Consider the following 22,767-nt stretch of genomic DNA (forward strand, 5'->3'; position numbering starts at 1 on the left):
AGGCTGATCAGTCGCAGCGTGGCGCTTCGTCCGGTTGCAACAGTACTGATCGATAACGCAAGGCGACAATGAGCACCAAGGCCATTGCGTAGGCGAGGCAAACGATCAGATAGGTGTATTGCAGGCCGTAGACCTGGCTGAGCAAACCGCCCAGGGAAATACCTGCGATGGAAGCCAGTTGCGCGGTGCTCTGAGCCACACCCAGTACGTAACCCTGTTGTGAACTGTCGACCGTCTTGGAAATCAGCGCCATCAGCACCGGCGTCGTGGCGCCCAGCAGCACACCCCACAGGAAGTAGGCCATGACAAACACGGCCGGGTTTCGGGTAAGGCCGGCGACGCCGGTCAGGCCGATGCAGCCGATGACAACCCAGGACATTCGCTGCAGGGTTTGCTGTTGCGTCCGGTGTTCGAAGTAGCGCGCCCAGCGTGTCGCCGAAAGGATGAAGCCCAGTGCCAGCAAGCCGTAACACAGGCCCGTGACCGAATTGCCGACCTCAAACACCGAGCTGACGTACAACGAAAATGATGTCTGCGGCAGCATCCGCGCCAACAGCAGAATGCCCATTACGCCCAGCAGCGACATCAGGGGTGAACCCTGCCACACGCCGCGGGCTCGAGTCGGCTGCGGCGCCGCATCCACCACCGGCGTTTTTTTCACGGGCGGCACATCCGGCAACGTCACGGCCGCCACCACGGTGCACACCGCGCAGAGCGCCGAAGCGATGAGATTGATCCAGAAAAAAGTCGCGTAATCGAGAATCAGACCGCCGACCACTGCGCCGAGCAACGAGCCGACGTTGGTGGAGATTTGCAGGATCGCAAACAGGCGGGCCCGCCGTGAGGGCGCCTCGATACTGACCCCGTAAGCCTGGGCTGGCGCGATATACCCGGCAAAGGCGCCTTGCAGGAAGCGCAGCAGCAGAATCACCCAGATATCGCTGCACAGTGCCAACCCCAACTGAGTCAACGACAAACCGGCCAAGGCACGAATCATCATCAACTTGTGACCATAACGGTCGCCGATCCGGCCCCAGAAGGCGCTGGTCAGCATGATGCCCAGCATCGGGCCGACATACACGGCGATGCTGGCGAAACTGAACAGCGATTCCGACGTGGTCAGCCCGCGCAGGTAGACCGGCCAGAACGGGCCGCTCATTTCCATCGCACCCATGGAGATGAGCTGGATCGTGAACAGAAGATAAATCAGGATTCTGACGCTGGAACCCTGAAAAGTGCCTGAATGGAACATCGGTCAGCCTCGGTGGTTGGCCGGCATCCTACGTGCTTTGCCATCGAGGGAAAACCATATCGGGCGTTCTGTATCGGTGTCAGTTGGCAGGCGGACAGCCTCGCTGCGCAGTGGTTGCCGCCTGGCTGATCAACGCGGCCAGGCGTTTGACGTTGTTTTGCTGGGCCACCACCAAGTCATCAATGGAGGGGCCTGAAGGCGTCTGCAAGGTGCTGCGGCAGGTAATCAGCGTGTTATCTCCTTCGCCGGGATTGCGCAGGCGCCATTTGACGTCGATCAAACCGTACTGCCCGGGAATCGAGTCGAAGCGTTGCACCTCCAGGCGTACTGACACTCTTCGCTTCGGACTGCTGTTGGCCAGTTGATCCACCAGAGCACTGCGCAACTCGTCCACCAGACTCGCAGCCCACCATTGGGTTTCGAGAATTGCCACGCCGCTGTTGCCCTGACGAATGACGATCTGCGGGCGATCGACCTGGGCCGGTACGCTGAGGCTTTCGATCTGGATTTCCCCACCGTTGCCTCGTGCGGTGCCGCTCAATTGTGCCGGGGTCAGGGTGTGGAACTGAATCGGGTCACTGCGGCAGGCGGCGAGCAGTAGACACGCAGTGACCAAGGTAATCTTCAGCGAAAAAGCCATGGGTGTTGCTCCTGTGGTCAGTTGCGCGGTGGGCCCTGTAGGTCCGTCGGTGCTGCGTTATTGGGACGACCGCGAATCAGCGACTCTGGATGCCGGCCCAGGTAATCCGAGAGCTCACGCAGGGAGCGCGACATGCGCCCGAGTTCTTCCAGGGTCTGGGTCAATTGCTCGCGTTGCGGCGAGTCTTCGGCGAGGGTCGAGCTGGCCGATTGCAGGGTTTTGCTGACGTCTGCCAGGGTGGTTTGCACGCCAGGCAGGGTCTTGGCGTTGAATTGCGCGAGGCCCTTGCGCAGCTCTACGAGGTTGCTGTCGAGGTTGCCGGCGATGCGCTCGATGGGCAGTTGGTTGATCTTGGTGACCATGCCTTCGAGTTTTTCCTGCAACTGTTCGAGGCTGCCAGGAATGGTGGGAATGCTGACAGGGCGGGCGGTCGGGTCGAACACGACTTTCTCCGCTTTGGGATAGAAGTCGAGTGCGATGTACAACTGGCCGGTCAACAGATTGCCGCTGCGGGCCTGGGCCCGCAGACCGTTTTCGATGAAGCTGCCCATCAACCGTACGCCGGCGGCTTCGTCATTGGGGTCATGCTTCAACGCTTCAAGCATTCTGGCGTGGGCCTGGCCGAGCCGTTGCGGGTAGATCACGATGCCGACGTTGACCGGAAAGCTGCGTTTTTTCGGGTCGAAATCCAGATTGACCGACACAACCCTGCCGAACTCGATGCCAAGGAACTCCACCGGCGCACCGACTTTCAACCCGCGCAATGCCTGGTCGAAACGCAAACTCAGGAACTGCGCCTTGCCGCTGGGTGGGGCGAGGGCGGTTTGCTGGTCTTCGAACAGCTCGAAGCCTTTGTCCTCTAGCGCCGGTTTATCGTTGGGGCTGTATTCCGGAGCCCTGAACGCGATGCCGCCCACCAATATGGACGAGAGCGACTCGGTCTTCACCGAAAAACCGTTGGCGCCGACGTTGACATCAATGCCGCTGGCATTCCAGAACCGGGTGTTATCGGTGACGAAGGCATCGTTGGGCGAATGGATGAAGACTTCGAGGTTCACCCCTTTGCCGTCGGCATCCAGGGCATAGGCGACCACTTGGCCGACCGGAATTTTGCGGTAGTAGACGGGGGAGCCAATGTCGAGCGAGCCCAGGTCCTGGGTGTGCAGCGTAAAGCGCTTTCCGGGTTCGCCATAGGTAATGGGGGGCGGATTTTCCAGCCCGGTGAAATTCTTCGACCGGGCATTGGCCTGGCCGATGTCGGCGCCAATGTAGTCCCCGGACAGCAGTGTATCGATGCCCGACACGCCGCCAGCACCGATGCGGGGTCGTACCACCCAGAATTGCGAGTCTTCGCGGGTGAAACTTTCCGCCTGCTTGGACAGTTTGATGGTGGCGTTGACGCTTTTCTGGTCGCCGCTCAATTCCACGTCGGAGACATGCCCGATCACCACGTTGCGGTATTTGACCTCGGTCTTGTTGGCGGTCAGGCCGCTACCGGTCTTGAACGTGACGGTGATGGTCGGTCCTTCCTGCAAAATGCTGTGAACCACCAGCGAAATACCCACCAGCACCGCGACAATCGGCACGATCCACACCAATGAAACGCTGTAGCGGCGGGTCTTGATGGGGGCCTGCCCGGGAGCTTGCGGCCCGTCAGCGGCTTGAGACTTCATCCATGACCTCCTCGTTTTCGGAATGTTGCTGATCCCAGATCAGACGTGGGTCGAAACTCATCGCCGACAGCATGGTGAACACCACCACCAGACCAAAAAACAGAATGCCCGCGCGGGGTTCGATATCGGCCAGCGCCTGGAACTTCACCAACGAAGCCACCAGGGCGACCACGATCACGTCGAGCATCGACCAATAACCGATGAGCTCGACGAAACGGTACATTTTTGAGCGCTCCTTGCGCGCCCAATCACTGTCGCGCTGAACGGTCACCAGCAATAACGACAGGGCGACGAACTTGATGCCCGGCACCGCGATGCTGGCAATGAAAATGATCAGGGCGATGTCCCAGGCGCCGTGCTGCCAGAAATCCAGCACACCACCCATGATTGTGCTGTCCGCGCCGCTGCCGACCATTTTGGTGTTCATCACCGGCAACACATTGGCCGGGATGTAAAACACCAATGACGTGATCAAGTAGGCCCAGGTTCGGGTCAGGGCGTTGGTTTTGCGCCGATGCAGCGGCGCACCGCAGCGTTCGCATTCGTGGGGGTCGCCGGTCATGTCACAGGCCAGGCCGCAGCTGTGGCAGAGACACAGGTTGAGTTCGCTGGCGACTGGTGGCGTAGTCATAAGACATCCCACAGTTCACGGACATCGCGCCCGGCGATGCGGATCATCATCAGGCTGAGAATGGCCAGGGCGAACAGGCCGATGCCAGGCAGGACGTCGAGCAACCCTGCGAGCTTGATCACCGCGACCATCGCCCCCAGCAGGCAGACTTCCAGCATGCTCCAGGGCCGCAGGGTTTCCAGCCAGCGCATACAGAATTTGAAACCCGGCGAACGACGGGAGGCGAGGGCAAAACTCAGGACCCAGATGAGCAGCAGCAACTGGAAAATCGGCGCGATGATCATGGCGATGGCCGCCACCATCGCGATGAAGGTAATCGGGCCCAGACTCAGGGCCTGTACCGAATCCCACAGCGTCGCGCTGTTTTTCAGGCCTTGCAGGCTGATGCTCATGACCGGGTAGAAATTGGCGAAAATCCACAGCATCAGCGCGGTGACGGTCAGCGCCAGCCGCTGCTCCACCGTCAGGCCGTTATAGCGCTGAAGCACGCCGCCGCAGCGCGTACAGAGGGTTTTCTGATGTTTGGCGAGCGTGACTTTTTGATACACGCAGTCGCAGTGCTCGCAGATGATCAGTTGGTCAGTCGTAGCCATAGGCCGCACTCGCCAGGAGGCAGGAAAGTCAGAGCACATCCTCAATATAGAAGTGCCTTGCGATTGAGCAAATTAAAAGGCGGACTTAAAGTCACTTGCTGGCGATCGGGCCTTGAGTCCTGCACTGATCTTGCGGCCGCCATCGCCAGCAAGCCGGCTCCTACAGGGGTTGGTGTTTACTCCGTTGATTGGCTGCGCACGGATATTGTAGGAGCCGGCTTGCCGGCGATTGGGCCTTGAGGCTAGCGGTTATGTTGAGGGCGCCATCGCCAGCAAGCTGGCTTCTACAGGGTTTGGTGTTTACCCGGTGGATCGGCTGCGCACGGCCATTGTAGGAGCCGGCTTGCCGGCGATTGGGCCTTGAGGCTTGCGATTATCTTGAGGACGCCATCGCCAGCAAGCTGGCTCCTACAGGGTTTGGTGTTGACCCGGTGGATCGGCTGCGCACGGTTATTGTAGGAGCCGGCTTGCCGGCGATCGGGCCTTGAGGCTTGCGGTTATGTTGAGGGCGCCATCGCCAGCAAGTTGGCTCCTACAGGGTTTTGTGTTCACCCGGTGGATCGGCTGCGCATGACCATTGTAGGAGCCGGCTTGCTGGCGATTGGGCCTTGAGGTTTGCGGTTATGTTGAGGGCGCCATCGCCAGCAAGCTGGCTCCTACAGGGTTTGGTGTTGACCCGGTGGATCGGCTGCGCACGGCCATTGTAGGAGCCGGCTTGCTGGCGATTGGGCCTTGAGGTTTGCGGTTATGTTGAGGGCGCCATCGCCAGCAAGGGGTGGGTGTTTTAGCCGAGGACTTCACGCAGGCGATACCAGAACATGCCGAGGGCCAGCAGCGGTGAGCGCAGTTTCGGGCCGCCGGGGAAGGTCATGTGGGGCACGGCGCTGAATACGTCAAAGCCTTGGCTGTGCCCGGCGTGAATCGCTTCGCCCAGCAGTTTGGCGCACCAGTGGGTCACGTTCAGGCCGTGACCGGAATAACCTTGTGCGTAGAACACGTTCGAATGCTGGCTCAAGCGCCCGACCTGCGGGAAGCGATTGGCGGTGATACCAATCTTGCCGCCCCATTGATAATCAATGCGCACATCGGCCAGTTGCGGGAACACCTTGAGCATTTGCGGGCGCATGTAGGCGGCGATGTCTGCCGGATCACGCCCGGAATAATGGCAGGCACCGCCGAACAGCAAACGCCGGTCCGCCGAGAGCCGGTAGTAATCCAGGCCGACTTTCTGGTCACACAGCGCCAGATTCTGCGGGATCAACTGCGTTGCGACGTCAGGCGTCAACGGCTCGGTGGCGATGATGTAGCTGCCCGCCGGAAGCACCTTGCCGCTAAGCTTCGGTTCGAGTTCGTCCAGATGCGCGTTACACGCCAGCACCAGGCTGCCGGCGCGCACTGTGCCCCTGGCACAACGCACCTGCACGGTGTTGCCATGAATCAACTCCAGCACCGGGCTCTGTTCGAAGATCTGCACCCCAAGCGATCGCGCCAGTCGCGCTTCGCCGAGCACCAGATTGAGCGGGTGCAAGTGCCCCGAACCCATGTCCACCAGGCCACCGGCATACACGCCTGAGTTCACTACGTGCTCACGGATCTGCTCCGGCCCGACCAAGCGCGTTTCATGGGCGTAACCCGACTCGACAAGGCCTTCCTGCTCGGCCTTGAACGCCGCGAACTGTGCCTTGGTGTTGGCCAGTTCGCAAAAACCCCAGCGCAGGTCGCAATCGATGCCGTGCTCGCGGATGCGCTTGCCCACCAGTTCCACCGATTCGGTCCCCGCGCGCTCCAGGTAACGCACACCTTCTACACCGACGTGCCGGGCGAAACCGCTGACGTCATGGCCAATGCCGCGGATCAACTGGCCACCGTTGCGCCCGCTGGCGCCCCAGCCGATCCGCCGGGCTTCCAGCAAAATAACCGAGAGCCCGCGCTGAGCCAGTTCGATAGCCGTGTTGACCCCGGTAAACCCGCCGCCGATCACGCAGACATCGGCGACAAGGTCATCTTCCAGCGCAGGGAAGGGCGTCAGCGTATGAGCCGATGCCGCGTAATAGGAGCGCGCATGTTCGTGGTTGTACTGATTCATTTGTTGGACTTCACTTTGCTCCAGGAACGGGTCATCAGCCGCATGATCGCCTGGGGCGGGGTGGTCGAGATGTAGAGCTTGTCGAGCACTTCCTGAGGCGGGTAAACCTCGGGATTGTTCACCAACTCAGGGTCCATGAATTGCTTGGCGGCCGGGTTGGGGTTGGCGTAACCGACCGAGGCGCTGACCTTGGCGATCACTTGTGGGTCGAGCAGGTAGTTGATGAAGGCGTGTGCCTCTTTCGTGTTGCTGGCGTCGGCAGGAATCGCCAGCAAATCGAACCACAGGTTGCTGCCTTCCTTCGGAATCGCGTAGGCGATGTTCACGCCGTTCTTGGCTTCCTTGGCGCGGTTGGCAGCCTGGAACACGTCGCCGGAATAACCGAACGCCACGCAGATGTCGCCGTTGGCCAGGTCCGACACGTACTTGGATGAGTGGAAGTAAGTGATGTAAGGCCGGATGCTCAGCAACTTGGCTTCGGCCTTCTTGTAGTCCTCGGGATTTTCGCTGCGCGGGTCCATGCCCATGTAGTTGAGGATCGCGGGGAAGACTTCATCCGCCGAGTCCATCATCGACACGCCACACTGGCTGAGCTTCTTGATATTTTCCGGTTCGAACAGCACGGCCCAGGAGTCGATGCGATCGATGCCCAGCACTTGCTTGACCTTGTCGACGTTGTAGCCGATGCCATTGGTGCCCCACAGGTAAGGCACCGAATGCTCGTTGCCCGGATCGTTTTTCTCCAGTAGCGCCAGCAGTTTCGGGTCAAGGTTCTTGAAGTTCGGCAACTGTGCGCGATCCAGCTTGAGGAACGCGCCGGCCTTCACCTGGCGCGCGAGGAAGTGGTTGGACGGCACCACCACGTCATACCCGGTACGACCGGCGAGCAGTTTGCCCTCCAGGGTTTCGTTGGAGTCGAAAACGTCGTAGATCACCTTGATTCCGGATTTAGCCTGGAAGTCGGCGAGGGTGGTTTCGCCGATGTAATCGGTCCAGTTGTAGACGCTGACCTGTGGTTGAGCCTGGGCAACAGCGCTGAACAGCAGGGCCAGCGCGACCGGGACCACGGATTTCAATAGACGCATATCGACACCTTTGGAGTTATTGGGTTTTTTCCTGAGCGTTCCTGTCCCTCTGTAGGAGCCGGCTTGCCGGCGATGGCGGCGCATCAAGCAACATTGATGACGCTTGACACAGCGCTATCGCCAGCAAGCTGGCTCCTACAGGGGCAGCGTGATCTCATATGACGTGTGGTTTTCAGACACTAAGAAGCAAAAACTCCCGCTCCCACGAGCTGATCACGCGCTTGAAGTTCTCGTGCTCCGCCCGCTTGACCGCGACATAACCGCGGACAAACTTGCTGCCCAGATAACGCTCGATGGTTTCGCATTCTTCCATCTGCGTCAGCGCGTCTTCGATGGTGATCGGCAGGCGCAGGTTCCGTCGTTCGTAGGCCCGGCCCTGTACCGCAGCGCTCGGCTCGATGCGTTCGACCATGCCGAGGTAACCGCACAGCAGGCTGGCGGCGATGGCCAGATACGGGTTGGCATCGGCGCCGGGCAAGCGGTTTTCCACGCGCATCGCCTCGGGGCTGGAGGTCGGCACACGCAGGCCCACGGTGCGGTTTTCTTCGCCCCATTCAACGTTCACCGGCGCCGAGGTGTCCGGCAGGAAACGGCGGAACGAGTTCACGTTGGGCGCGAACATCGGCAGCACTTTGGGGATGTATTTCTGCAGGCCGCCGATGTAATGCAGGAACAGCTCGCTCATCTGCCCGTCCGCATTGGCGAAGATCGGCTGGCCGGTGGCGATGTCCACCACACTCTGATGAATGTGCATGGCGCTGCCCGGCTCGTCGCCAATCGGCTTGGCCATGAACGTCGCCGCAACATTGTGCTTGAGCGCGGCTTCACGCATGGTGCGTTTGAACACCGTGATCTGGTCGGCCAGGTCCAGCGCGTCGCCATGACGGAAGTTGATTTCCATCTGCGCCGGGCCGTCTTCGTGGATCAGCGTGTCGAGGTCCAGGCCTTGCAATTCGCACCAGTCGTAGACGTCTTCAAACAGCGGGTCGAATTCGTTGGCGGCGTCGATGGAAAACGACTGACGCCCACTTTCCGCACGGCCCGAACGGCCCATCGGCGCCTTGAGCGGCAAGTCCGGGTCTTCGCAGCGCTGGGTCAGGTAAAACTCCATTTCCGGCGCGACAATCGGCTTCCAGCCTTTGTCGGTGTACAACTGCAAGACTTTCTTCAGCACGTTGCGCGGCGACAGTTCAATCGGGTTGCCGAACTTGTCGAAGGTGTCGTGAATCACGATTGCGGTGGGCTCGATGGCCCATGGGATCACGTACACCGCATCGGAAACCGGCTTGCACACCATGTCGATGTCGGCCGGGTCGAGCAGGTCGTAATAGATGTCGTCGTCGACAAAGTCCCCGGTTACCGTTTGCAACAGCACACTTTCCGGCAGGCGCATGCCTCGCTCATGCAGGAACTTGTTGGTGGGCGCAATTTTGCCGCGTGCAATGCCGGTCAGGTCGCTGACGACACACTCGACTTCGGTAATCTTGTGATCTTTCAGCCACGTGAGCAGCTGATCGAAAGGGACATTCATAAAGACCTCGTTATTGGTTTTATTAACGCCGGGGAGGGTGGTTTCATCCGCCACACACTTCCCCTGGGACGCGTTGACGACTATCTTGGGCGAGCCTTGACGTTCCATCTATCCACTTTCAGCAGCACCAAAACGCACCAAACGAGTGCGTAAGGTCACCCATGACAGCGTGCAATCCATTACAGGTCCAAGCGTTCGATACCGCCGATGTCGCCGAGCAAATCCGCGCCACACCCGGTTGGGTCCAGCATTACCAGCAGATGTCGCCAGGGCATTTCGCCGGGCGGGTGCGTTACCTCGACCTGCAGGGCGTAGAGATTTACGAGGAACACATGAACACCCGGGTCGAGCAGAATTTCAGCGCGCCCGAGGGTGCACTGGCGTTCTGTTTCGATCGCAGTGACAACGCGCTGTACGTGCTGAATGAAGAAAGCCGCAACATCTGGATCACGCCGGAGAACTACCAGGAAATCGCCGTGGTGTTCGGGCCGGAGTTCGTTCAGCGTCACGGTCTGAATGTCGCCAGGCTCGAAGGTTTGTTCATGGCGCCGCTGAATTCGGGGCAGAACGCGCTGTTCAGCCGCTGGCTCAGCGGGACCTTGACCCGGTTGGCGCAAACCCTCGATCCGCCGAGCAAAGACGCCTTGACCCAGCAGTTGCTGGAAGACTGCCTGTACATCCTCGACAACGCCTCGGTCTGCCTGGATCGCGGCGGTTTGCAGCGCCGCGCTGAAGAGCGGGCGGTGATGAAGCGCATTGGTGAATGGGCGGCCGATTCCCCGGAAGAAACCCTGAACCTGCTGGAGCTTTCCCGGGTTGCCGGGGTGTCATTGCGTCAGTTGCAGCACGCGTTCAAGGCGTACACCGGCATGACGCCGACCCATTGGCTGCGTCTGCGCCGACTCAACAGCGCCCACCGCGAACTGCTGAATCGCTCGCCTATGGAAACCACCGTGGCCGAAGTGGCGATGCAGTGGTCGTTCTGGCATTTGGGGCGGTTTTCCAGCAGCTACCGAGCGTTGTTCAAAGAGCTTCCCAGTCAGACCCTCGCACGCAAAACCGGTCGGGCATCAAGCCGCTGAGCCGACCACTGCTCAGCGTGGCTTGGTGGCTTTGGGCGATTTAGTGCTGCCGGGGATGTGCAGGTAAGCCATGACGCTTTCGGTCAGCTCGGTCGCCAGTTTGACGGCTTCCTTGTTGCGCGCCATCACCCCTGCGACCAACCCTTCGATCAAGGCGAGTACGGCGATGTTGGAACTGGTCATGACCGGGTGATCGGCCGGGGCGAACAGAACGTGATCGGCAACGCTGGTTAGCGGCGATGCAGGCGAATCGGTGATTGCCAGCACCTTGGCCCCGCGTTCATGGGCGAAACGGGCGAGTTGCAGGGTGTCGAGCGAGTAACGCGGCAGGGCAATCGCCAGCAAGACGTCCTGGTCGGTAATGGCGGCCAGACGGTAAGCGGCGTTCTCGTTACCGCCCTCCATGCTGATAGCGGTGGCGTCCGCACAGAACGGCATCAGCGTCGAGGCGGCGAGGCCGGCAAAATAGACGCTGTTGCCAAACCCAAGAATGTAGATTTTGCGTGCGTTGATCAGGCTGGTGACGAACGCTTCAAACGTGTCTTCATGGTTGTTGGTCGCCGCCGTCGCCAGGTTACTGGTGGCGCTCTGGATTTGTTCCTGCAGCCCAAACGCGCCGTCGGGGCGATGCGCCAGTTCGTTGCGCAGCTTGTCGACGGGCGAGACCATTTGCTGCAACGTCGCCACCAGCTCGGCCTTCATGCCGGTGTAGCCGCCGAGGTTCAGGGCTTTGGCCAGGCGGTTTACCGCTGCGGGTGAGGTGGACGTGACGTGAGCCATCTCTTCAATGGTCAGCGTCGCCGCCTTCAGCGGGTGGCGCAGAATGAAGTCGGCCACTTTGCGCAATGACGGCGGCAACTCGGAGACGGTTTCCGCCAGTTTGCGCATGACCGGCGCGGCATAGACCGTGGTGTCTTTCGATGGGGTCGGCATATCCGGCTCAACATTTCCTGAGAATTAGAGAAGGCCTGGCATGAGGTTGGCGCGAGTGTATCCGAAGCCGACCCTCGACGTGCAGCGCAAGGGCGAGGGTCGGTGACGCAAACGCGCGGATTACTTCAAGCTGCCGGCCAAAAACTGTTGCAGCCGTTCGGACTGTGGTTTTACCAGCACCTCACGTGGGTCACCGCGCTCTTCGACCAAGCCCTTATGCAGGAACACCAGTTGATTGGAGACTTCCCGGGCAAAACCCATTTCGTGGGTCACCACCACCATGGTGCGGCCTTCCTGAGCGAGGTCCTGCATGACCTTCAGCACTTCGCCGACCAGCTCGGGGTCGAGTGCCGACGTCGGTTCATCGAACAGCATCACTTCCGGTTCCATGGCCAGCGCACGCGCTATCGCCACGCGCTGCTGCTCGCCACCCGACATATGCGCCGGCCACGCGTTCATGCGGTGCGCCACGCCGACTTTGTTCAAGTAATGCTCGGCCTTTTCCCGCGCTTCTTTCTTGCCCAGCCCCTGCACATGCACCGGGGCTTCCATGACGTTTTCAAGGGCACTCATGTGCGACCAGAGATTGAAGTGCTGAAACACCATCGACAGTCGCGAACGCATGCGCTGCAACTGCCGGGGTTCGGCAGCCTTCAGGCCGCCGAGTTTGTTGTTCACCAGTTTGAGCTGCTCGCCATTGAGCACGATGTTGCCCGCGTTCGGCTGTTCCAGCAGGTTGATGCAGCGCAGGAAGGTGCTTTTGCCTGAGCCGCTGGAACCGATGATGCTGATGACGTCGCCCGCTTTCGCTTCCAGGGATACGCCCTTGAGCACTTCGTGGGCGCCGTAGCTTTTGTGCAGATTCTGGATTTCAAGTTTGTACATTCTGTTCACTCTCTGGTGTCAGTCGCTGAGTAAGCGGCCCTGGCGAATCAGGCGGGTGCCGGCGACTTTGGCCAGCCACAAACCGGGTTGGGCAAAACGCAGACGTTCGCGGGCATAAAGGATGCCGTCGGTGCTGGCGCGCACGATGCTGTGGCGATCGTTCAGCGGGTCAAGCACTTCAAACAGTGGATCGCCAACCTTGACCCGGGCGCCCAGCGGTTGCAGGAAACTCACCACACCAGGGTGCGGCGCGTAGGCGTATTGCGTCCCGGCGAATGGCGTTGCTTCACAAGCGGATATCGGGGCCTGGGGCCAGTCACCGCTGATCAGGCCTTGTTCGGCGAGATAGCCGAGAATGGCCTCGGCGCTGTCGACACATTGCTCGCGCTCGGTGTCGGCCATGCCACGCAATTCGATGGTCGTGGCCACGCACGCCATCGGGATGGCCGCTTCGGGAAACAGCTCGGCCAGGCGTAACCAAGGAATCGCACAGGCTTCATCGAAGGCGCTGCCGCCAGCATCTTCGGCCAGCAGGGCGGCACCGGCGCCCAGGCGTGCGGCCAATGAGCGCAAGCGTGGCCAGTGTTGTGGCATGGCATAAAGCAGCATGATCGACTCGAAGTCGCAGTGCAGGTCCAGCACCACGTCGGCGTCACACGCATGCCGCAACAGCAGGCGACGCAGGCCATCGAGTTCCGAAGTGGCTGGCGGTATGTCGGCGAGGACATCGGCCATGGCACGACGGATCAGCGCGGTGTTGACGTCGGCGTCGGCGCCCAGTTGGCCTTTCACCAATGCGGCCACGGCTTCGGTCAACTCGGGAAAATCACGATTGAAATTCTTGCCGCTGGAGAACTCGAAGCGACCTTGATGGGTCGCCTGGAACATCTGGGCGATGCCGATGGGGTTGGACATCGGCACCAACTCGACGACCCCGTTCAGGCGACCTTGCTCTTCCAGCACTCGCAGACGACGTTTGAGTTCCACCGCCACGCGCATCCCCGGCAACTCGTCGGCATGCAGGGAGGCCTGGATGTAAGCCTTGCGCGGCCCGCTGCCAAAGCGAAACAGTGACAGGCGCCGCTCGGTGCCCGAAGCACTCCACGGCAACAGGTATTCAATGTGCTCCATAACAGCTCCTTAATGCTTGCGCGGTGCCAGGTATGCCAGCCAGCGGCGCTCGGCCAACTTGAACAGACGAACCAGGATGAAGGTCAGGGCCAGGTAGATAAGGCCGGCAGTGATGAACGCCTCGAACGGCAGGTAGAACCGCGAACTGACTGTTCGCGCGGCCCCGGTGATATCCACCAGCGTGACGATCGACGCCAGGCTGGTGGTTTGCAGCATCATCAGCACTTCGTTGCTGTACTGCGGCAGCGCCCGGCGCAAGGCCGACGGCAGCAGAATGCGGCGGTACAACGTCACGCGCGACATGCCCATGGCTTTGGCCGCTTCGATCTCGCCATGTGCCGTGGCCTTCAAACTGCCGGCCAGTAACTCTGCGCTGTAGGCACTGGTGTTGATCGCGAAGGCCAGGCACGCGCAAAAGGTGGCACTGGACAGGTAGGGCCAGAGCGCGCTTTGGCGTACCGATTCGAACTGCGCCAGGCCGTAATAGATCAGGAACAACTGCACCAGCATGGGCGTGCCGCGGATCACGTAGGTGTAAAGCCAGGCCGGAAAGTTGATCAGCGGCGATCGAGACACCCGCATCAACGCCAGCGGAACGGCCAGGACCAGGCCGAAGGCCAGGGAAATCAGCAGCACTTTCAGCGTCACCAGGATGCCGTTGAAATACAGCGGCAGGTTTTCCCAGATCAGGTTGTAGTCGAGCATCATTGGTTGCTCCCCATCACAGTTCGGCGGCTTTGATGCCGACCGAGTAGTGTTTTTCCAGATAGCGCAGCACCAGCAATGACAGGCTGGTCAGCATCAGATAGAGCGCCGCTACCGCGAGAAAAAAGGTAAACGGCTGGTGGGTGGCGTCCGCAGCGTTCTTGGCTTTGAACATCATGTCCTGCAAGCCGATGACCGATATCAGCGCGGTGGATTTGGTCAGCACCAGCCAGTTGTTGGTGAAGCCGGGAAGGGCGAAACGAATCATCTGCGGCACCAGAATTCGCCAGAACACTTGCGTGCCCCTCATGCCATAAGCGGCTCCAGCCTCGGCCTGGCCTTTAGGGATCGCCATAAAGGCACCGCGAAAGGTTTCCGACAGGTAGGCACCAAAAATGAAACCCATGGTGCAGACACCGGCGATAAAGGGATTGATATCGATATAGCGGGTGTAACCGAGCGCAAGAGCGACGCGGTTCACCAGATCCTGGCCGCCGTAGAAAATCAGCAGGATCAACACCAGGTCGGGAATGCCCCGAATCAGGGTGGTATAACTTTCGCCCAGCATCGCCAGCCATTTCAGTGGCGACAAACGAAAGGCCGCTCCCAGCAGACCCAATGCTATCGCCATGGCCATGGAAGTCAGGGCCAGGTTAACGGTCAGCCAGGCGCCATCGAGAATGCTCGATCCGTAGCCGTGAAGCATGATGAAGTTCCTCAAGCGAGCGCGGTGAGGCGCGCAAACAAGCCCAAAGCGACGCCTGCCCAGGGGCCGGCGCCAGAGTGGCGGGTGAAGGCTTATTCGCCGTAGATATCGAACGCGAAGTACTTGCTCATCACTTGCTGGTACTTGCCATTTTCGCGGATGGCGTCAATGGCGGCACTCAGGCGGGCAACGTTGGCACTGTCACCTTTACGCACCGCGATCCCGGCGCCCCGACCGAAATATTTCGGGTCGTTGATGTCCGGCCCCACCAGGGCGAAATCCTTGCCCGCCGCGGTTTTGATAAAGCTTTCATTGGTGTTGACGATGTCGGCCAGCGTCGCGTCCAGACGGCCCGACGCCAGGTCCAGGAACGCCTCATTCTGCGAGGAATAGCGCACCACCTCGATCCCGCGTTCCGCCAGTTGTTCGGTGGCGAAACGGTCGTAAGTCGAGGCGCGTTGCACGCCGACTTTCTTGCCTTTGAGATCAATCAGCGGGTCGTTGATCACGTTGCCGGCCTTCATCGCGAACTTGCCCGGCGTGTGGTAGTACTTTTTGCTGAAGTCGACCGACTTCATCCGGTCTTCGGTAATCGACATCGACGACAGCACGGCGTCGATCTTGCGCACCTTGAGTGACGGGATCATGCCGTCGAATTCCTGGATGACCCACTCGCATTTGATCTTCATTTCTTCGCACAGGGCATTGCCGATGTCGTAGTCGAAACCGCTGACGTTGCCCTCCGGTGTCTTGAAGGAGAAGGGAGGGTAAGCGGCTTCGATACCGATACGCAGGCTGTCTTCGTCGGCATGCGCCAGGAAGCTTGTTGCGCACAGTGCCATGGCGCCTAGAAGTGCTCTTTTGTTCATTTTGTTGACTCCTTGAAGGGGCGTTTGGGTGGTCCGGGTAGAAGCCGTCCGATCTGGCGATGTCGCAGTCCCTGAAATGTGTGCAGCTATAATTGACACGTTTTATTTCATATTGCAACAGTGTGAAAATAAACATATCAGCACAGGACACACAAATTCTCGACGTGCATGACCCGAAGCCGGTGTGTAGTGAGGGCCGTCAGTCACCCGTCGGAGGAGGGGGAGCGGGGGTGATCTACACTCTTGATGGCTGAGAAAAATGCCAGGAGGTTTTCATGAACAGGTTGTCTTGCATAGGCCTGTGTCTCGCGCTGTCGGTTGTCGCTACTCAGAGTCGGGCAGAAACGGTTGTGCCGATGAAAGGGCAGAACTCGCAACAGACACAGCTGGACATCAATGAGTGCCACAACGTGGCCGCCAGTCAGAGTTCATCGACGCAGCCAACATCCGGTGGCCGCCTGAAAGGCGCGGCGGTCGGTGCCGCTGCAGGAGCCGCTGGAGCTCAGGTTCGCGGGCGCCAGCACGACGAGTTTTATGACCGCGTCGATGACGATGTAAAGCAGGATTATCGGCAGAATCGCGCCAAAGAGACGGCAGCGGCAGGCGCGGTAGTCGGTGGCTCGCGTCAACGCCAGGAGCGCCGGGCGCAGCAGAAAACCGCCGCTTCGACCAGCTCGACGGCCTATACCAGTTGCCTGCAAGGAAAGGGGTATCAGGTCAATCCCTGAGCGTGTTTTGGCGGTCGCTGATCCAGCAGATACACCATCAGGCAGGCATACAGCGTCACCAGAATGAACAGTCCCATGCGCACGGCGAATGCGGTGTAGACGTCCTTGCCTGCGATGCTGTCCTGCACTGACTGGCCCAGCAGAATGATCATCGTGATCAGGCTGTTGAGCCAGAACCCCGGGCTTAAACGTGTCGGGCTCAGCGCGTAGAGCTTGCGCGCAATGATCAGACCGAACAGCAGCATCCACAGAAAAAACATCCAGAGGTGCACAAACAGGCTGAGTGCACTCCAGAACAGCACCGCCAACACACCGGCGAGCAGGGTCGAACCGACCAGTTCGCGACCGGCGTTGCGGGCTGTGGTGGAACTCTGCTGACCCAGGCCGACCGCCTTCAGGATGATCGGCAGATAGCTTGCCGGATCGATCAATGCCAGTAAAAACGCCGGCAGCACAATCAGGGTTGCACGCAGCGCCACGCGACTGACTTCTTCGGCCGGCATCGGCGGCGCGACCGGCGGCGACGGTGCGTTGGCAGGTTCAGGAAACAGCCAATGACTCAGCCCGACCACCATCACGGCCAGCAGCAATCCTTTGACCAGCGCCCCGATGACCGTCGCCGCGAGGTCGAACTCGGCGACGCCGGCCGAGGAAATCATGGTCAGGCCGATCACCAGGAAAGTGACGATCAAATTGTTGCCGCCGCGCAGCCCAAAACGAAACACCAGAAACAGGCACACGCCGATCAACAGTACGCCGCTGACCGGGTAATAACGCAGGATCGGAATCAGCAATAGGCCGACGCCGGTGGTCAGCATTGCGATCAGCGCGAGCGCCAGTCCAGCCTTAAACGGCAGCGGACGATTGACGCTGGCGAGTAGCAACAACGCCAGCACCGGCGCGATGAACGGAATCGGCAATCCCAAACCGAAACTGGCCGCCAGACACATCGCGGTGCCGGTGGCCAGGCGCAATGCGCGCTGCTCCCGGGGCGTGCGCTCAGTAGGCATACGACAGCCAGCTCATCAGGCCCACAAACAAGCGGCCGAGTGGATTCAACGGATTGCCCTCGGTGGGGAACGCCATGACTTCAGCCTGACCGCCGGTACGAATGGCGCGACTGTCTTGCAGTTTGGCCATCGATGCTTCGGAAAACTCGATGATCACCGGAAAGCGTTGCGCCGGGCGCAGCCAGTCACGGCTGTTCTGCACAGTGGGCAACGTACCGGGTGGCGGCGTCTGACCGACACTGACGCCGTAACCGACACTGCGCACGCGCCCCTCGAACACCTCGCCCGGCAGCGCATCCAGAACGATTGCCACCGGCGTATCGACCCGGACCCGGCCGAGGTTGTTTTCGGTCATGTCCGCGCTGATCCAGACATCGTGGATCGCGATCAGTGTCATCACCGGAGTGCCAACGGCAGCGAACTGCCCGGCATCAGTGCGCAGGTCGGTGATCAACCCGGCCGACCGCGCACGAATCTGCGTATTGGCCAGATCCAGTTCGGCTTTCGACAACGCGGTGGCTGCGCTGCGCAGCAAGGCGTTCTCTTCCTCGCTGCCACCTTCCTGCTCACGCGCGCGCTGGACTTCGGCACGCGCAGCGGCGACCTGGCTGACCGCTTGTTCGCGGTTGGCCCGAGACACTTCGAGCAGGCGCACGGAAATGGTCCCGGGGTCGTCGCGGTACAAACCCTCAAGGCGCTGATTGTCCTGGCGAGCCTTGAGTTCGTTGGCTTGCGCGGCGCGCAAATTGGCCTGGGCCGAGGCAATGCCGGCGGTACTGGCGCCGATCTGGCGACGTGTCGACTCAAGGTCTGCGCGCGCACGGTCGACGGCGATCTGATAAGGCTGAGGATCGACCTCGAACAGCACGTCTCCCGCCTTCACGTCCTGATTGTTGCGCACGTTGACGCGAATGACCCGACCGGCCACTTCCGCGGCCACCGGAATGACGAAAGCACCGACCCGAGCCTGTTGCGTATAAGGCGTGTATCGGTCGGCCAACAGATACCAGGCCAGGCTCAGGAGGATCAACAGCAGCACCCACTTGAGCCCTTTTTTCGCCGGGTCGGCAGGCGGTTCCGGCGCCTTGGAGGAGGGCGCCTTGGAGGAGGGCGCCTCAGGGGAGGGTTGCGCGACATCACTCATGGTCCGTTACCTTTTTTGGCGGCTGCGGGCTCATCCAGTAAATCGCCCCAGTCCGTGCGTTTTTTCATGTCCTGGCGGGTGGCCGGATCAACGATCGGCTGGGCGCTGTACCAACCTCCGCCCAGCGCCTTATACAGCGCGATCACATTGCTCACGGCATTGCTGCGGCTGACCAGGTAATTGTCCTGTTGCTCCAGCAATGCGCGTTGCGCGTCCAGCACCCGCTGAAAGTCGGAATAGCCTTCGCGATACTGGGCGCTCGCCAGCACCAACGAACGTTTGGCGGCGACTTCAGCCTCACGCAGGATGCTTTCGCGCTCCAGGGATTTGATCAGCCCATTGGCGGCGTCATCTGCCTCGCGAGCCGCTTGGCGAACCTTGTCGCGGTAAGCCTCGATCAACTGCTGCAACCGCGCATCCTGCACGCGCACGTTGTTGCTGATCTGGCCATGGTCGAACAGGTTCCAGCGCAGGCTGGGGCCACCGATCAGGTCCAGACTTCTCGAGGTGCCATTGAGCGTGTCGGCCGACCAGACGATGCTGCCCAACAAGGTCAGCGACGGGTAGAAATCGCTTTCGGCGACACCGATCAAGGCCGACTGGGCCGCGACATTCAGTTCGGCGGCGCGTACATCGGGGCGTCGCAGCAGCAGATTGGCCGGGACGTCCTGCAGCACGGCGCGGTCGACCAGCGGGATCAGTCCTTCATTGTCGATCAGTTGCGGTAGCGCACCGGGCGGCTGGCCAATCAACACCGCCAACGCATTACGCGTGCGCAGCAACTGATCCTCGAAGCTGGGGATGGTGCTCAGGGTGCCCAGGTATTGGGTTCTGGCTTGCTGCAAGTCGAGCTCGGCTTGTTGGCCGCTGTTGAACAGCTTTTCGGTGATCTCGAAATTACGCTTTTGCTGTTTGGCGTTTTCCCTTGCAACCCGCAAGCGTGCCTCGGTGGTGCGCAACAAGAAGTACGTATCCGCCAGCTGCGCGCGCAGCAGCACGAGCACGTCTTCATAGTTGGCATGGGCGGCGAAGTAACTGGCATCGGCCGACTCGATCGCTCGGCTGAAACGCCCCCAGAAGTCCAGCTCCCAGCCAATGTCGAACCCGGCACTGTGCTGCCAGAAATGGCTGTCCTGAGGATTGTTCCCGCCGGATTGTCGGCGGTTGAAGTACAGACTGTCGGCGCTGGCTTGCTGCAGTTGCGGATAGCGTCCGCTTTGGGCAATCCCCAATTGCGCACGAGCCTCCATGACCCGTAGACCAGCGATTTTCAGATCCGAATTGTTCGTATCCGCTTCGGCAATCAGACGATCGAGGACGGGATCACCGAAGACTTGCCACCACTGACGCAAATCCGGGTTCAGGCTGCGTTGACTGGATTGCTCAAGGGCAGGGGAGCTCCAGTGCTCGATCCACGTGGGCTTCGGCGACTGAAAATCCGGCCCCAGACGTACGCAGCCACTCAAGCCGAGCACACCCAGCAGCAACAGTTGTCCCGATCGCGTCAGATGCATGCATGTTTTCCAGCCAAGGAAGTTCACAGGAGCATAGACGTCCAAATGATCAACTGACTGCTAAGCTGTCCAAACATCTGACCCTTTTAACAGGTACGACAGCCATGAATGCACCCCATACCGCTGGATGGCGATTCAAACTGGGCATCGCGATCATTTGTCTGATGCTCGGCTCCTGGCTGTTGGTGCCGATCATGGCGGCAACCGACATGCCGGGTTCCAAGATCGCCGCGCTGACCGGCGTCCTGTTTATCAGTAACAAAGTGCTGTTGATTATCGTCATTGCTGTCATGGGCAAGGCGGGGTTTCAGCAGCTTAAAAGCACTGTATTTGGCTACGTGTCTAAACTGGCACCGGCAACCGACACCGAAGTTGGGCCATGGCGTCATTGGATCGGTGTCGTGATGTTTTGTCTGCCGCTGATTTCGGCATTTCTGGAACCCTACGTAGACAGTATCTGGCCCGGACTCAGGCCAAACATCTGGCAGCTCCAGGCGTTGGGCGACTTGATGTTGATCGGCAGCTTTTTTGTACTGGGGGGAAACTTCTGGGAAAAAGTGCGTGCATTGTTCATTCGAACCGCGCGAGTGGTGAACACCAGTGCAGTGTGATTATTGATTAACTTAACTAAAGGGCTATTTAGTATAGCTATTTGCCATCATGGCATTCGGAGCAGCCATTGCAGCTAAACAGTGAAGCACTCGTGACCGCGCTTAATCTTGAACCGCATGTCGAGGGTGGTTACTACCGAAGAACCTATCAGGCTGATCAACAGCCTTTGGTCGAGACGATTGGTGGTCCACGTTACACGATGAGCTCCATCTATTACCTGTTGACCACAGATTCGCCCGTCGGCCAGTTTCACCTGAACCGATCCGACATCATGCATTACTACCACCTGGGCGACGCCATTGAGTACAGCCTGATTTTCCCGGACGGCACATTAAAAACTGTCGTGATGGGCAGCGACGTTTTGGCCGGAGAATGTTTGCAGCTGCATGTACCAGGTGGCATCTGGAAAGCTTCGCGGTTGATGAAGGGATCGACGGGATTCGGTTTGATCAGTGAAGCGGTAACACCAGAGTTTCATTTTGCGGACATGGAAATGGGCGACAGGAAAAAGCTCAGTGAGGAATTTCCAGAGCATGGAGGGTTGATTGAGCAACTGACGAGAGATTGAGGATCGAGGGGGAATCAGTGCTTCAAAATCTGCGTGCAACCGGGCTGATCCCGAAACACATTGTTACGTGTAATGTATATTATGTTAAATGATGTGTCTGGGTGGAACTTCTTCCAAGGGCCTCTCAGCGAAAGCTCTCCGAACTAATTATTAGAGTTTTCGCGAACTAATTTGTAGATTTTTGACCATTGCTTCGAAAATGAAATTTTAGTTCCTGCCGTGTGTCACAGAGCGTCTAGTAAATCTTTGGTTGAATTCGGAAGGATCAGCCTTAAGGCGACCATCACCTCGTTGCCACATATATAGAAATTCTCTGTCAGACGCCCGCGCTGTCCGCCAATACCACGACCCATACGCTCATGCGAAGCGCGGCAATACTGCTGCCCATTTTTCGGCGTCCAAATCTGTATTTGCTTCCTAACAAGCCCTAGGTAAGGGCCGTGACGGGCGTTGATTCCTCATGGAAAGCTTATTACTCGACCGCTTGCCGCCACAGTCGACACAGCTATTTTGGCGATGCCCAGAATGTTGACACAGTAAATTTTGAGCAATAAGGTGGGTTCACTTGCTCTGGGATTCGCGGGCGTGAAGCCTCCCCCTGGAGACACAAGACAGGCTCACTCCCGCCGCCCCCCCTGTCACCGAAAGAGCAATTCGAGGAAGAGGCGAAGCGGATGGCTCCCTCTGAATCCAAGCAAACTCACCGACAGGGTGTTTCCCTTGTGGATGCAGATGGCGCTACGCAATGCTATTTAACTGTCTGCGTTGGATGAACCCCAATTGGCCTAAAGCGACCAGTGATGAACGCCTTAAAGACTGCTCAGCGTCAGGCAAGCAAGAAAGAAAAGGTCCGTGCTGACTCGATCACCGCATTTTGGGATTTCAGCGCTAATCTCGACTTGCTCAAGGAGTCGGAGCGTCTGCTACAGATAAAAGCTGGGTTATCCGCTCAGCTTTTCCAGGCGGTTCGTCTTACTTTTGACCTTAAGGAACGCAGCTTGGAGACCCTCCTCAGTGCGTCAATCTCAACGCTCCGACGACGTTGGCGTGACCAAAAGCCTCTCGACCGTACCGCTTCTGAACGAATAGATCGAATCGCAGTTGTCTGCCGATTAGCCGAAGAGGTCTTCGAGAGCAGAGTTATCGCCGCGTGCTGGATGTCAAAACCGAACAAAGCCCTCGGCGGTGAGGAGCCGATTATGGTCTGTGTAACCGAAATCGGAGGCCAGCAGGTTCGTCGTGTGCTTCAAACATTAGAATGGGGGGGCGTTATCTGATGCTGTAGGGACCTGACTACATAATAGTTCGATGTAAAGAGGTATGTTATGTTTGCAATATCCGATAACTGTCAGACCCGGATATTGCACAACACCTCTTTGACAAGCAAAA

The 22,767-nt window shown here is 59.3% G+C and carries 22 protein-coding genes; 5 read left to right on the forward strand and 17 right to left on the reverse strand.

Translation table 11 applies throughout. The annotated features are described in order from the left end of the window. Nucleotides 1-7 precede the first annotated feature (7 nt). The 8 genes from KGB25_RS03400 to KGB25_RS03435 all read right to left on the reverse strand — a co-directional run bounded on the left by KGB25_RS03400 (nucleotide 8) and on the right by KGB25_RS03435 (nucleotide 9,491). Nucleotides 8-1,252, reverse strand: a complete 1,245-nt coding sequence (locus KGB25_RS03400) for an MFS transporter (protein ID WP_223434224.1) — start codon at nucleotides 1,250-1,252, stop codon at nucleotides 8-10. 79 nt (nucleotides 1,253-1,331) lie between these two features. Beyond that, nucleotides 1,332-1,892 carry a membrane integrity-associated transporter subunit PqiC gene (locus KGB25_RS03405; RefSeq protein WP_223434225.1) on the reverse strand — a complete coding sequence of 187 codons (561 nt, stop codon included), beginning with the start codon at nucleotides 1,890-1,892 and terminating at the stop codon, nucleotides 1,332-1,334. A 17-nt stretch (nucleotides 1,893-1,909) separates the two neighbouring features. Further along, complete coding sequence (locus tag KGB25_RS03410; protein ID WP_008038427.1) at nucleotides 1,910-3,565, reverse strand: intermembrane transport protein PqiB; 1,656 nt, start codon at nucleotides 3,563-3,565, stop codon at nucleotides 1,910-1,912. After that, a complete protein-coding gene (locus KGB25_RS03415) occupies nucleotides 3,546-4,196 on the reverse strand; it encodes a paraquat-inducible protein A (protein ID WP_008038428.1) in 651 nt (216 codons plus the stop codon). The genes KGB25_RS03410 and KGB25_RS03415 overlap by 20 nt, the downstream gene beginning before the upstream one ends. Beyond that, a complete protein-coding gene (locus KGB25_RS03420; protein WP_008038429.1) occupies nucleotides 4,193-4,789 on the reverse strand; it encodes a paraquat-inducible protein A in 597 nt (198 codons plus the stop codon). The genes KGB25_RS03415 and KGB25_RS03420 overlap by 4 nt, the downstream gene beginning before the upstream one ends. 784 nt (nucleotides 4,790-5,573) lie before the next feature. Then, a complete protein-coding gene (locus KGB25_RS03425) occupies nucleotides 5,574-6,875 on the reverse strand; it encodes an NAD(P)/FAD-dependent oxidoreductase (RefSeq protein ID WP_223434226.1) in 1,302 nt (433 codons plus the stop codon). After that, a complete protein-coding gene (locus KGB25_RS03430; protein WP_008041571.1) occupies nucleotides 6,872-7,960 on the reverse strand; it encodes a polyamine ABC transporter substrate-binding protein in 1,089 nt (362 codons plus the stop codon). Before KGB25_RS03430 ends, KGB25_RS03425 begins: the two co-directional genes overlap by 4 nt. 172 nt (nucleotides 7,961-8,132) lie before the next feature. Next, a complete protein-coding gene (locus KGB25_RS03435; RefSeq protein ID WP_008026421.1) occupies nucleotides 8,133-9,491 on the reverse strand; it encodes a glutamine synthetase family protein in 1,359 nt (452 codons plus the stop codon). 161 nt (nucleotides 9,492-9,652) lie between these two features. Here KGB25_RS03435 and KGB25_RS03440 point away from each other — a divergent pair, with 161 nt between their 5' ends. Further along, on the forward strand, nucleotides 9,653-10,573 hold the full coding sequence (locus KGB25_RS03440; RefSeq protein ID WP_223434227.1) for a helix-turn-helix domain-containing protein: 921 nt from the start codon (nucleotides 9,653-9,655) through the stop codon (nucleotides 10,571-10,573). A gap of 12 nt (nucleotides 10,574-10,585) precedes the next feature. On the opposite strand, the gene KGB25_RS03445 is transcribed toward KGB25_RS03440, so the two are convergent. The 6 genes from KGB25_RS03445 to KGB25_RS03470 form a co-directional block, all read right to left on the reverse strand. Continuing rightward, nucleotides 10,586-11,506: a MurR/RpiR family transcriptional regulator gene (locus KGB25_RS03445; protein WP_008041565.1), complete on the reverse strand. Its 921-nt coding sequence runs from the start codon at nucleotides 11,504-11,506 to the stop codon at nucleotides 10,586-10,588. Nucleotides 11,507-11,626: 120 nt separating this feature from the next. Beyond that, nucleotides 11,627-12,391 carry an ABC transporter ATP-binding protein gene (locus tag KGB25_RS03450; protein WP_207284309.1) on the reverse strand — a complete coding sequence of 255 codons (765 nt, stop codon included), beginning with the start codon at nucleotides 12,389-12,391 and terminating at the stop codon, nucleotides 11,627-11,629. 18 nt (nucleotides 12,392-12,409) lie between these two features. Further along, the gene (locus KGB25_RS03455) at nucleotides 12,410-13,522 is read right to left on the reverse strand and encodes a succinylglutamate desuccinylase/aspartoacylase family protein (RefSeq protein ID WP_192416381.1); all 1,113 of its coding nucleotides are present in this window, start codon (nucleotides 13,520-13,522) and stop codon (nucleotides 12,410-12,412) included. A gap of 9 nt (nucleotides 13,523-13,531) precedes the next feature. Next, nucleotides 13,532-14,230 (reverse strand): ABC transporter permease, encoded by a 699-nt coding sequence (locus KGB25_RS03460; RefSeq protein ID WP_008026413.1) that lies wholly within the window; start codon nucleotides 14,228-14,230, stop codon nucleotides 13,532-13,534. A gap of 13 nt (nucleotides 14,231-14,243) precedes the next feature. Then, complete coding sequence (locus KGB25_RS03465; protein ID WP_008041551.1) at nucleotides 14,244-14,933, reverse strand: ABC transporter permease; 690 nt, start codon at nucleotides 14,931-14,933, stop codon at nucleotides 14,244-14,246. Nucleotides 14,934-15,025: 92 nt separating this feature from the next. Beyond that, nucleotides 15,026-15,802: an ABC transporter substrate-binding protein gene (locus KGB25_RS03470; RefSeq protein ID WP_008026411.1), complete on the reverse strand. Its 777-nt coding sequence runs from the start codon at nucleotides 15,800-15,802 to the stop codon at nucleotides 15,026-15,028. 275 nt (nucleotides 15,803-16,077) lie between these two features. Between KGB25_RS03470 and KGB25_RS03475 the strand changes: the two genes are divergently transcribed. Next, entirely contained in the window at nucleotides 16,078-16,530 is a 453-nt protein-coding gene (locus tag KGB25_RS03475) for a YMGG-like glycine zipper-containing protein (RefSeq protein ID WP_008026410.1), read from the forward strand. Here the strand turns inward: KGB25_RS03475 and KGB25_RS03480 are convergent. The 3 genes from KGB25_RS03480 to KGB25_RS03490 are packed head-to-tail and all read right to left on the reverse strand — an operon-like array spanning nucleotide 16,515 to nucleotide 20,198. Next, on the reverse strand, nucleotides 16,515-17,540 hold the full coding sequence (locus tag KGB25_RS03480) for a DUF2955 domain-containing protein (RefSeq protein ID WP_223434228.1): 1,026 nt from the start codon (nucleotides 17,538-17,540) through the stop codon (nucleotides 16,515-16,517). The genes KGB25_RS03475 and KGB25_RS03480 overlap by 16 nt on opposite strands. Further along, nucleotides 17,530-18,684 carry an HlyD family secretion protein gene (locus tag KGB25_RS03485; protein ID WP_223434229.1) on the reverse strand — a complete coding sequence of 385 codons (1,155 nt, stop codon included), beginning with the start codon at nucleotides 18,682-18,684 and terminating at the stop codon, nucleotides 17,530-17,532. The genes KGB25_RS03480 and KGB25_RS03485 overlap by 11 nt, the downstream gene beginning before the upstream one ends. Next, nucleotides 18,681-20,198 carry an efflux transporter outer membrane subunit gene (locus KGB25_RS03490; protein ID WP_192227201.1) on the reverse strand — a complete coding sequence of 506 codons (1,518 nt, stop codon included), beginning with the start codon at nucleotides 20,196-20,198 and terminating at the stop codon, nucleotides 18,681-18,683. The genes KGB25_RS03485 and KGB25_RS03490 overlap by 4 nt, the downstream gene beginning before the upstream one ends. Before the next feature lie 104 nt (nucleotides 20,199-20,302). Here KGB25_RS03490 and KGB25_RS03495 point away from each other — a divergent pair, with 104 nt between their 5' ends. The 3 genes from KGB25_RS03495 to KGB25_RS03505 all read left to right on the forward strand — a co-directional run bounded on the left by KGB25_RS03495 (nucleotide 20,303) and on the right by KGB25_RS03505 (nucleotide 22,655). After that, on the forward strand, nucleotides 20,303-20,809 hold the full coding sequence (locus KGB25_RS03495) for a transporter suffix domain-containing protein (protein WP_008041543.1): 507 nt from the start codon (nucleotides 20,303-20,305) through the stop codon (nucleotides 20,807-20,809). A gap of 68 nt (nucleotides 20,810-20,877) precedes the next feature. Then, nucleotides 20,878-21,378: a cupin domain-containing protein gene (locus KGB25_RS03500; RefSeq protein WP_008026405.1), complete on the forward strand. Its 501-nt coding sequence runs from the start codon at nucleotides 20,878-20,880 to the stop codon at nucleotides 21,376-21,378. Nucleotides 21,379-22,178: 800 nt separating this feature from the next. Continuing rightward, nucleotides 22,179-22,655: an antitoxin Xre/MbcA/ParS toxin-binding domain-containing protein gene (locus KGB25_RS03505; RefSeq protein WP_223434230.1), complete on the forward strand. Its 477-nt coding sequence runs from the start codon at nucleotides 22,179-22,181 to the stop codon at nucleotides 22,653-22,655. Nucleotides 22,656-22,767 lie beyond the last annotated feature (112 nt).

Origin of the sequence: Pseudomonas sp. BF-RE-21 (assembly GCF_019947305.1) — a bacterium.
Taxonomy (GTDB): Bacteria; Pseudomonadota; Gammaproteobacteria; order Pseudomonadales; family Pseudomonadaceae; genus Aquipseudomonas; species Aquipseudomonas migulae.

Coding starts and splice junctions, on each gene's coding strand:
- KGB25_RS03405 (WP_223434225.1), bottom strand. CDS start 1,892: ATGGCTTTTTCGCTGAAGATTACCTTGGTCACTGCGTGTCTACTGCTC.
- KGB25_RS03410 (WP_008038427.1), bottom strand. CDS start 3,565: ATGAAGTCTCAAGCCGCTGACGGGCCGCAAGCTCCCGGGCAGGCCCCC.
- KGB25_RS03450 (WP_207284309.1), bottom strand. CDS start 12,391: ATGTACAAACTTGAAATCCAGAATCTGCACAAAAGCTACGGCGCCCAC.
- KGB25_RS03470 (WP_008026411.1), bottom strand. CDS start 15,802: ATGAACAAAAGAGCACTTCTAGGCGCCATGGCACTGTGCGCAACAAGC.
- KGB25_RS03490 (WP_192227201.1), bottom strand. CDS start 20,198: ATGCATCTGACGCGATCGGGACAACTGTTGCTGCTGGGTGTGCTCGGC.
- KGB25_RS03445 (WP_008041565.1), bottom strand. CDS start 11,506: ATGCCGACCCCATCGAAAGACACCACGGTCTATGCCGCGCCGGTCATG.
- KGB25_RS03475 (WP_008026410.1), top strand. CDS start 16,078: ATGAACAGGTTGTCTTGCATAGGCCTGTGTCTCGCGCTGTCGGTTGTC.
- KGB25_RS03420 (WP_008038429.1), bottom strand. CDS start 4,789: ATGGCTACGACTGACCAACTGATCATCTGCGAGCACTGCGACTGCGTG.
- KGB25_RS03455 (WP_192416381.1), bottom strand. CDS start 13,522: ATGGAGCACATTGAATACCTGTTGCCGTGGAGTGCTTCGGGCACCGAG.
- KGB25_RS03460 (WP_008026413.1), bottom strand. CDS start 14,230: ATGATGCTCGACTACAACCTGATCTGGGAAAACCTGCCGCTGTATTTC.
- KGB25_RS03440 (WP_223434227.1), top strand. CDS start 9,653: ATGACAGCGTGCAATCCATTACAGGTCCAAGCGTTCGATACCGCCGAT.
- KGB25_RS03435 (WP_008026421.1), bottom strand. CDS start 9,491: ATGAATGTCCCTTTCGATCAGCTGCTCACGTGGCTGAAAGATCACAAG.
- KGB25_RS03505 (WP_223434230.1), top strand. CDS start 22,179: ATGAACGCCTTAAAGACTGCTCAGCGTCAGGCAAGCAAGAAAGAAAAG.
- KGB25_RS03400 (WP_223434224.1), bottom strand. CDS start 1,252: ATGTTCCATTCAGGCACTTTTCAGGGTTCCAGCGTCAGAATCCTGATT.
- KGB25_RS03430 (WP_008041571.1), bottom strand. CDS start 7,960: ATGCGTCTATTGAAATCCGTGGTCCCGGTCGCGCTGGCCCTGCTGTTC.
- KGB25_RS03425 (WP_223434226.1), bottom strand. CDS start 6,875: ATGAATCAGTACAACCACGAACATGCGCGCTCCTATTACGCGGCATCG.
- KGB25_RS03465 (WP_008041551.1), bottom strand. CDS start 14,933: ATGCTTCACGGCTACGGATCGAGCATTCTCGATGGCGCCTGGCTGACC.
- KGB25_RS03485 (WP_223434229.1), bottom strand. CDS start 18,684: ATGAGTGATGTCGCGCAACCCTCCCCTGAGGCGCCCTCCTCCAAGGCG.
- KGB25_RS03415 (WP_008038428.1), bottom strand. CDS start 4,196: ATGACTACGCCACCAGTCGCCAGCGAACTCAACCTGTGTCTCTGCCAC.
- KGB25_RS03495 (WP_008041543.1), top strand. CDS start 20,303: ATGAATGCACCCCATACCGCTGGATGGCGATTCAAACTGGGCATCGCG.
- KGB25_RS03480 (WP_223434228.1), bottom strand. CDS start 17,540: ATGCCTACTGAGCGCACGCCCCGGGAGCAGCGCGCATTGCGCCTGGCC.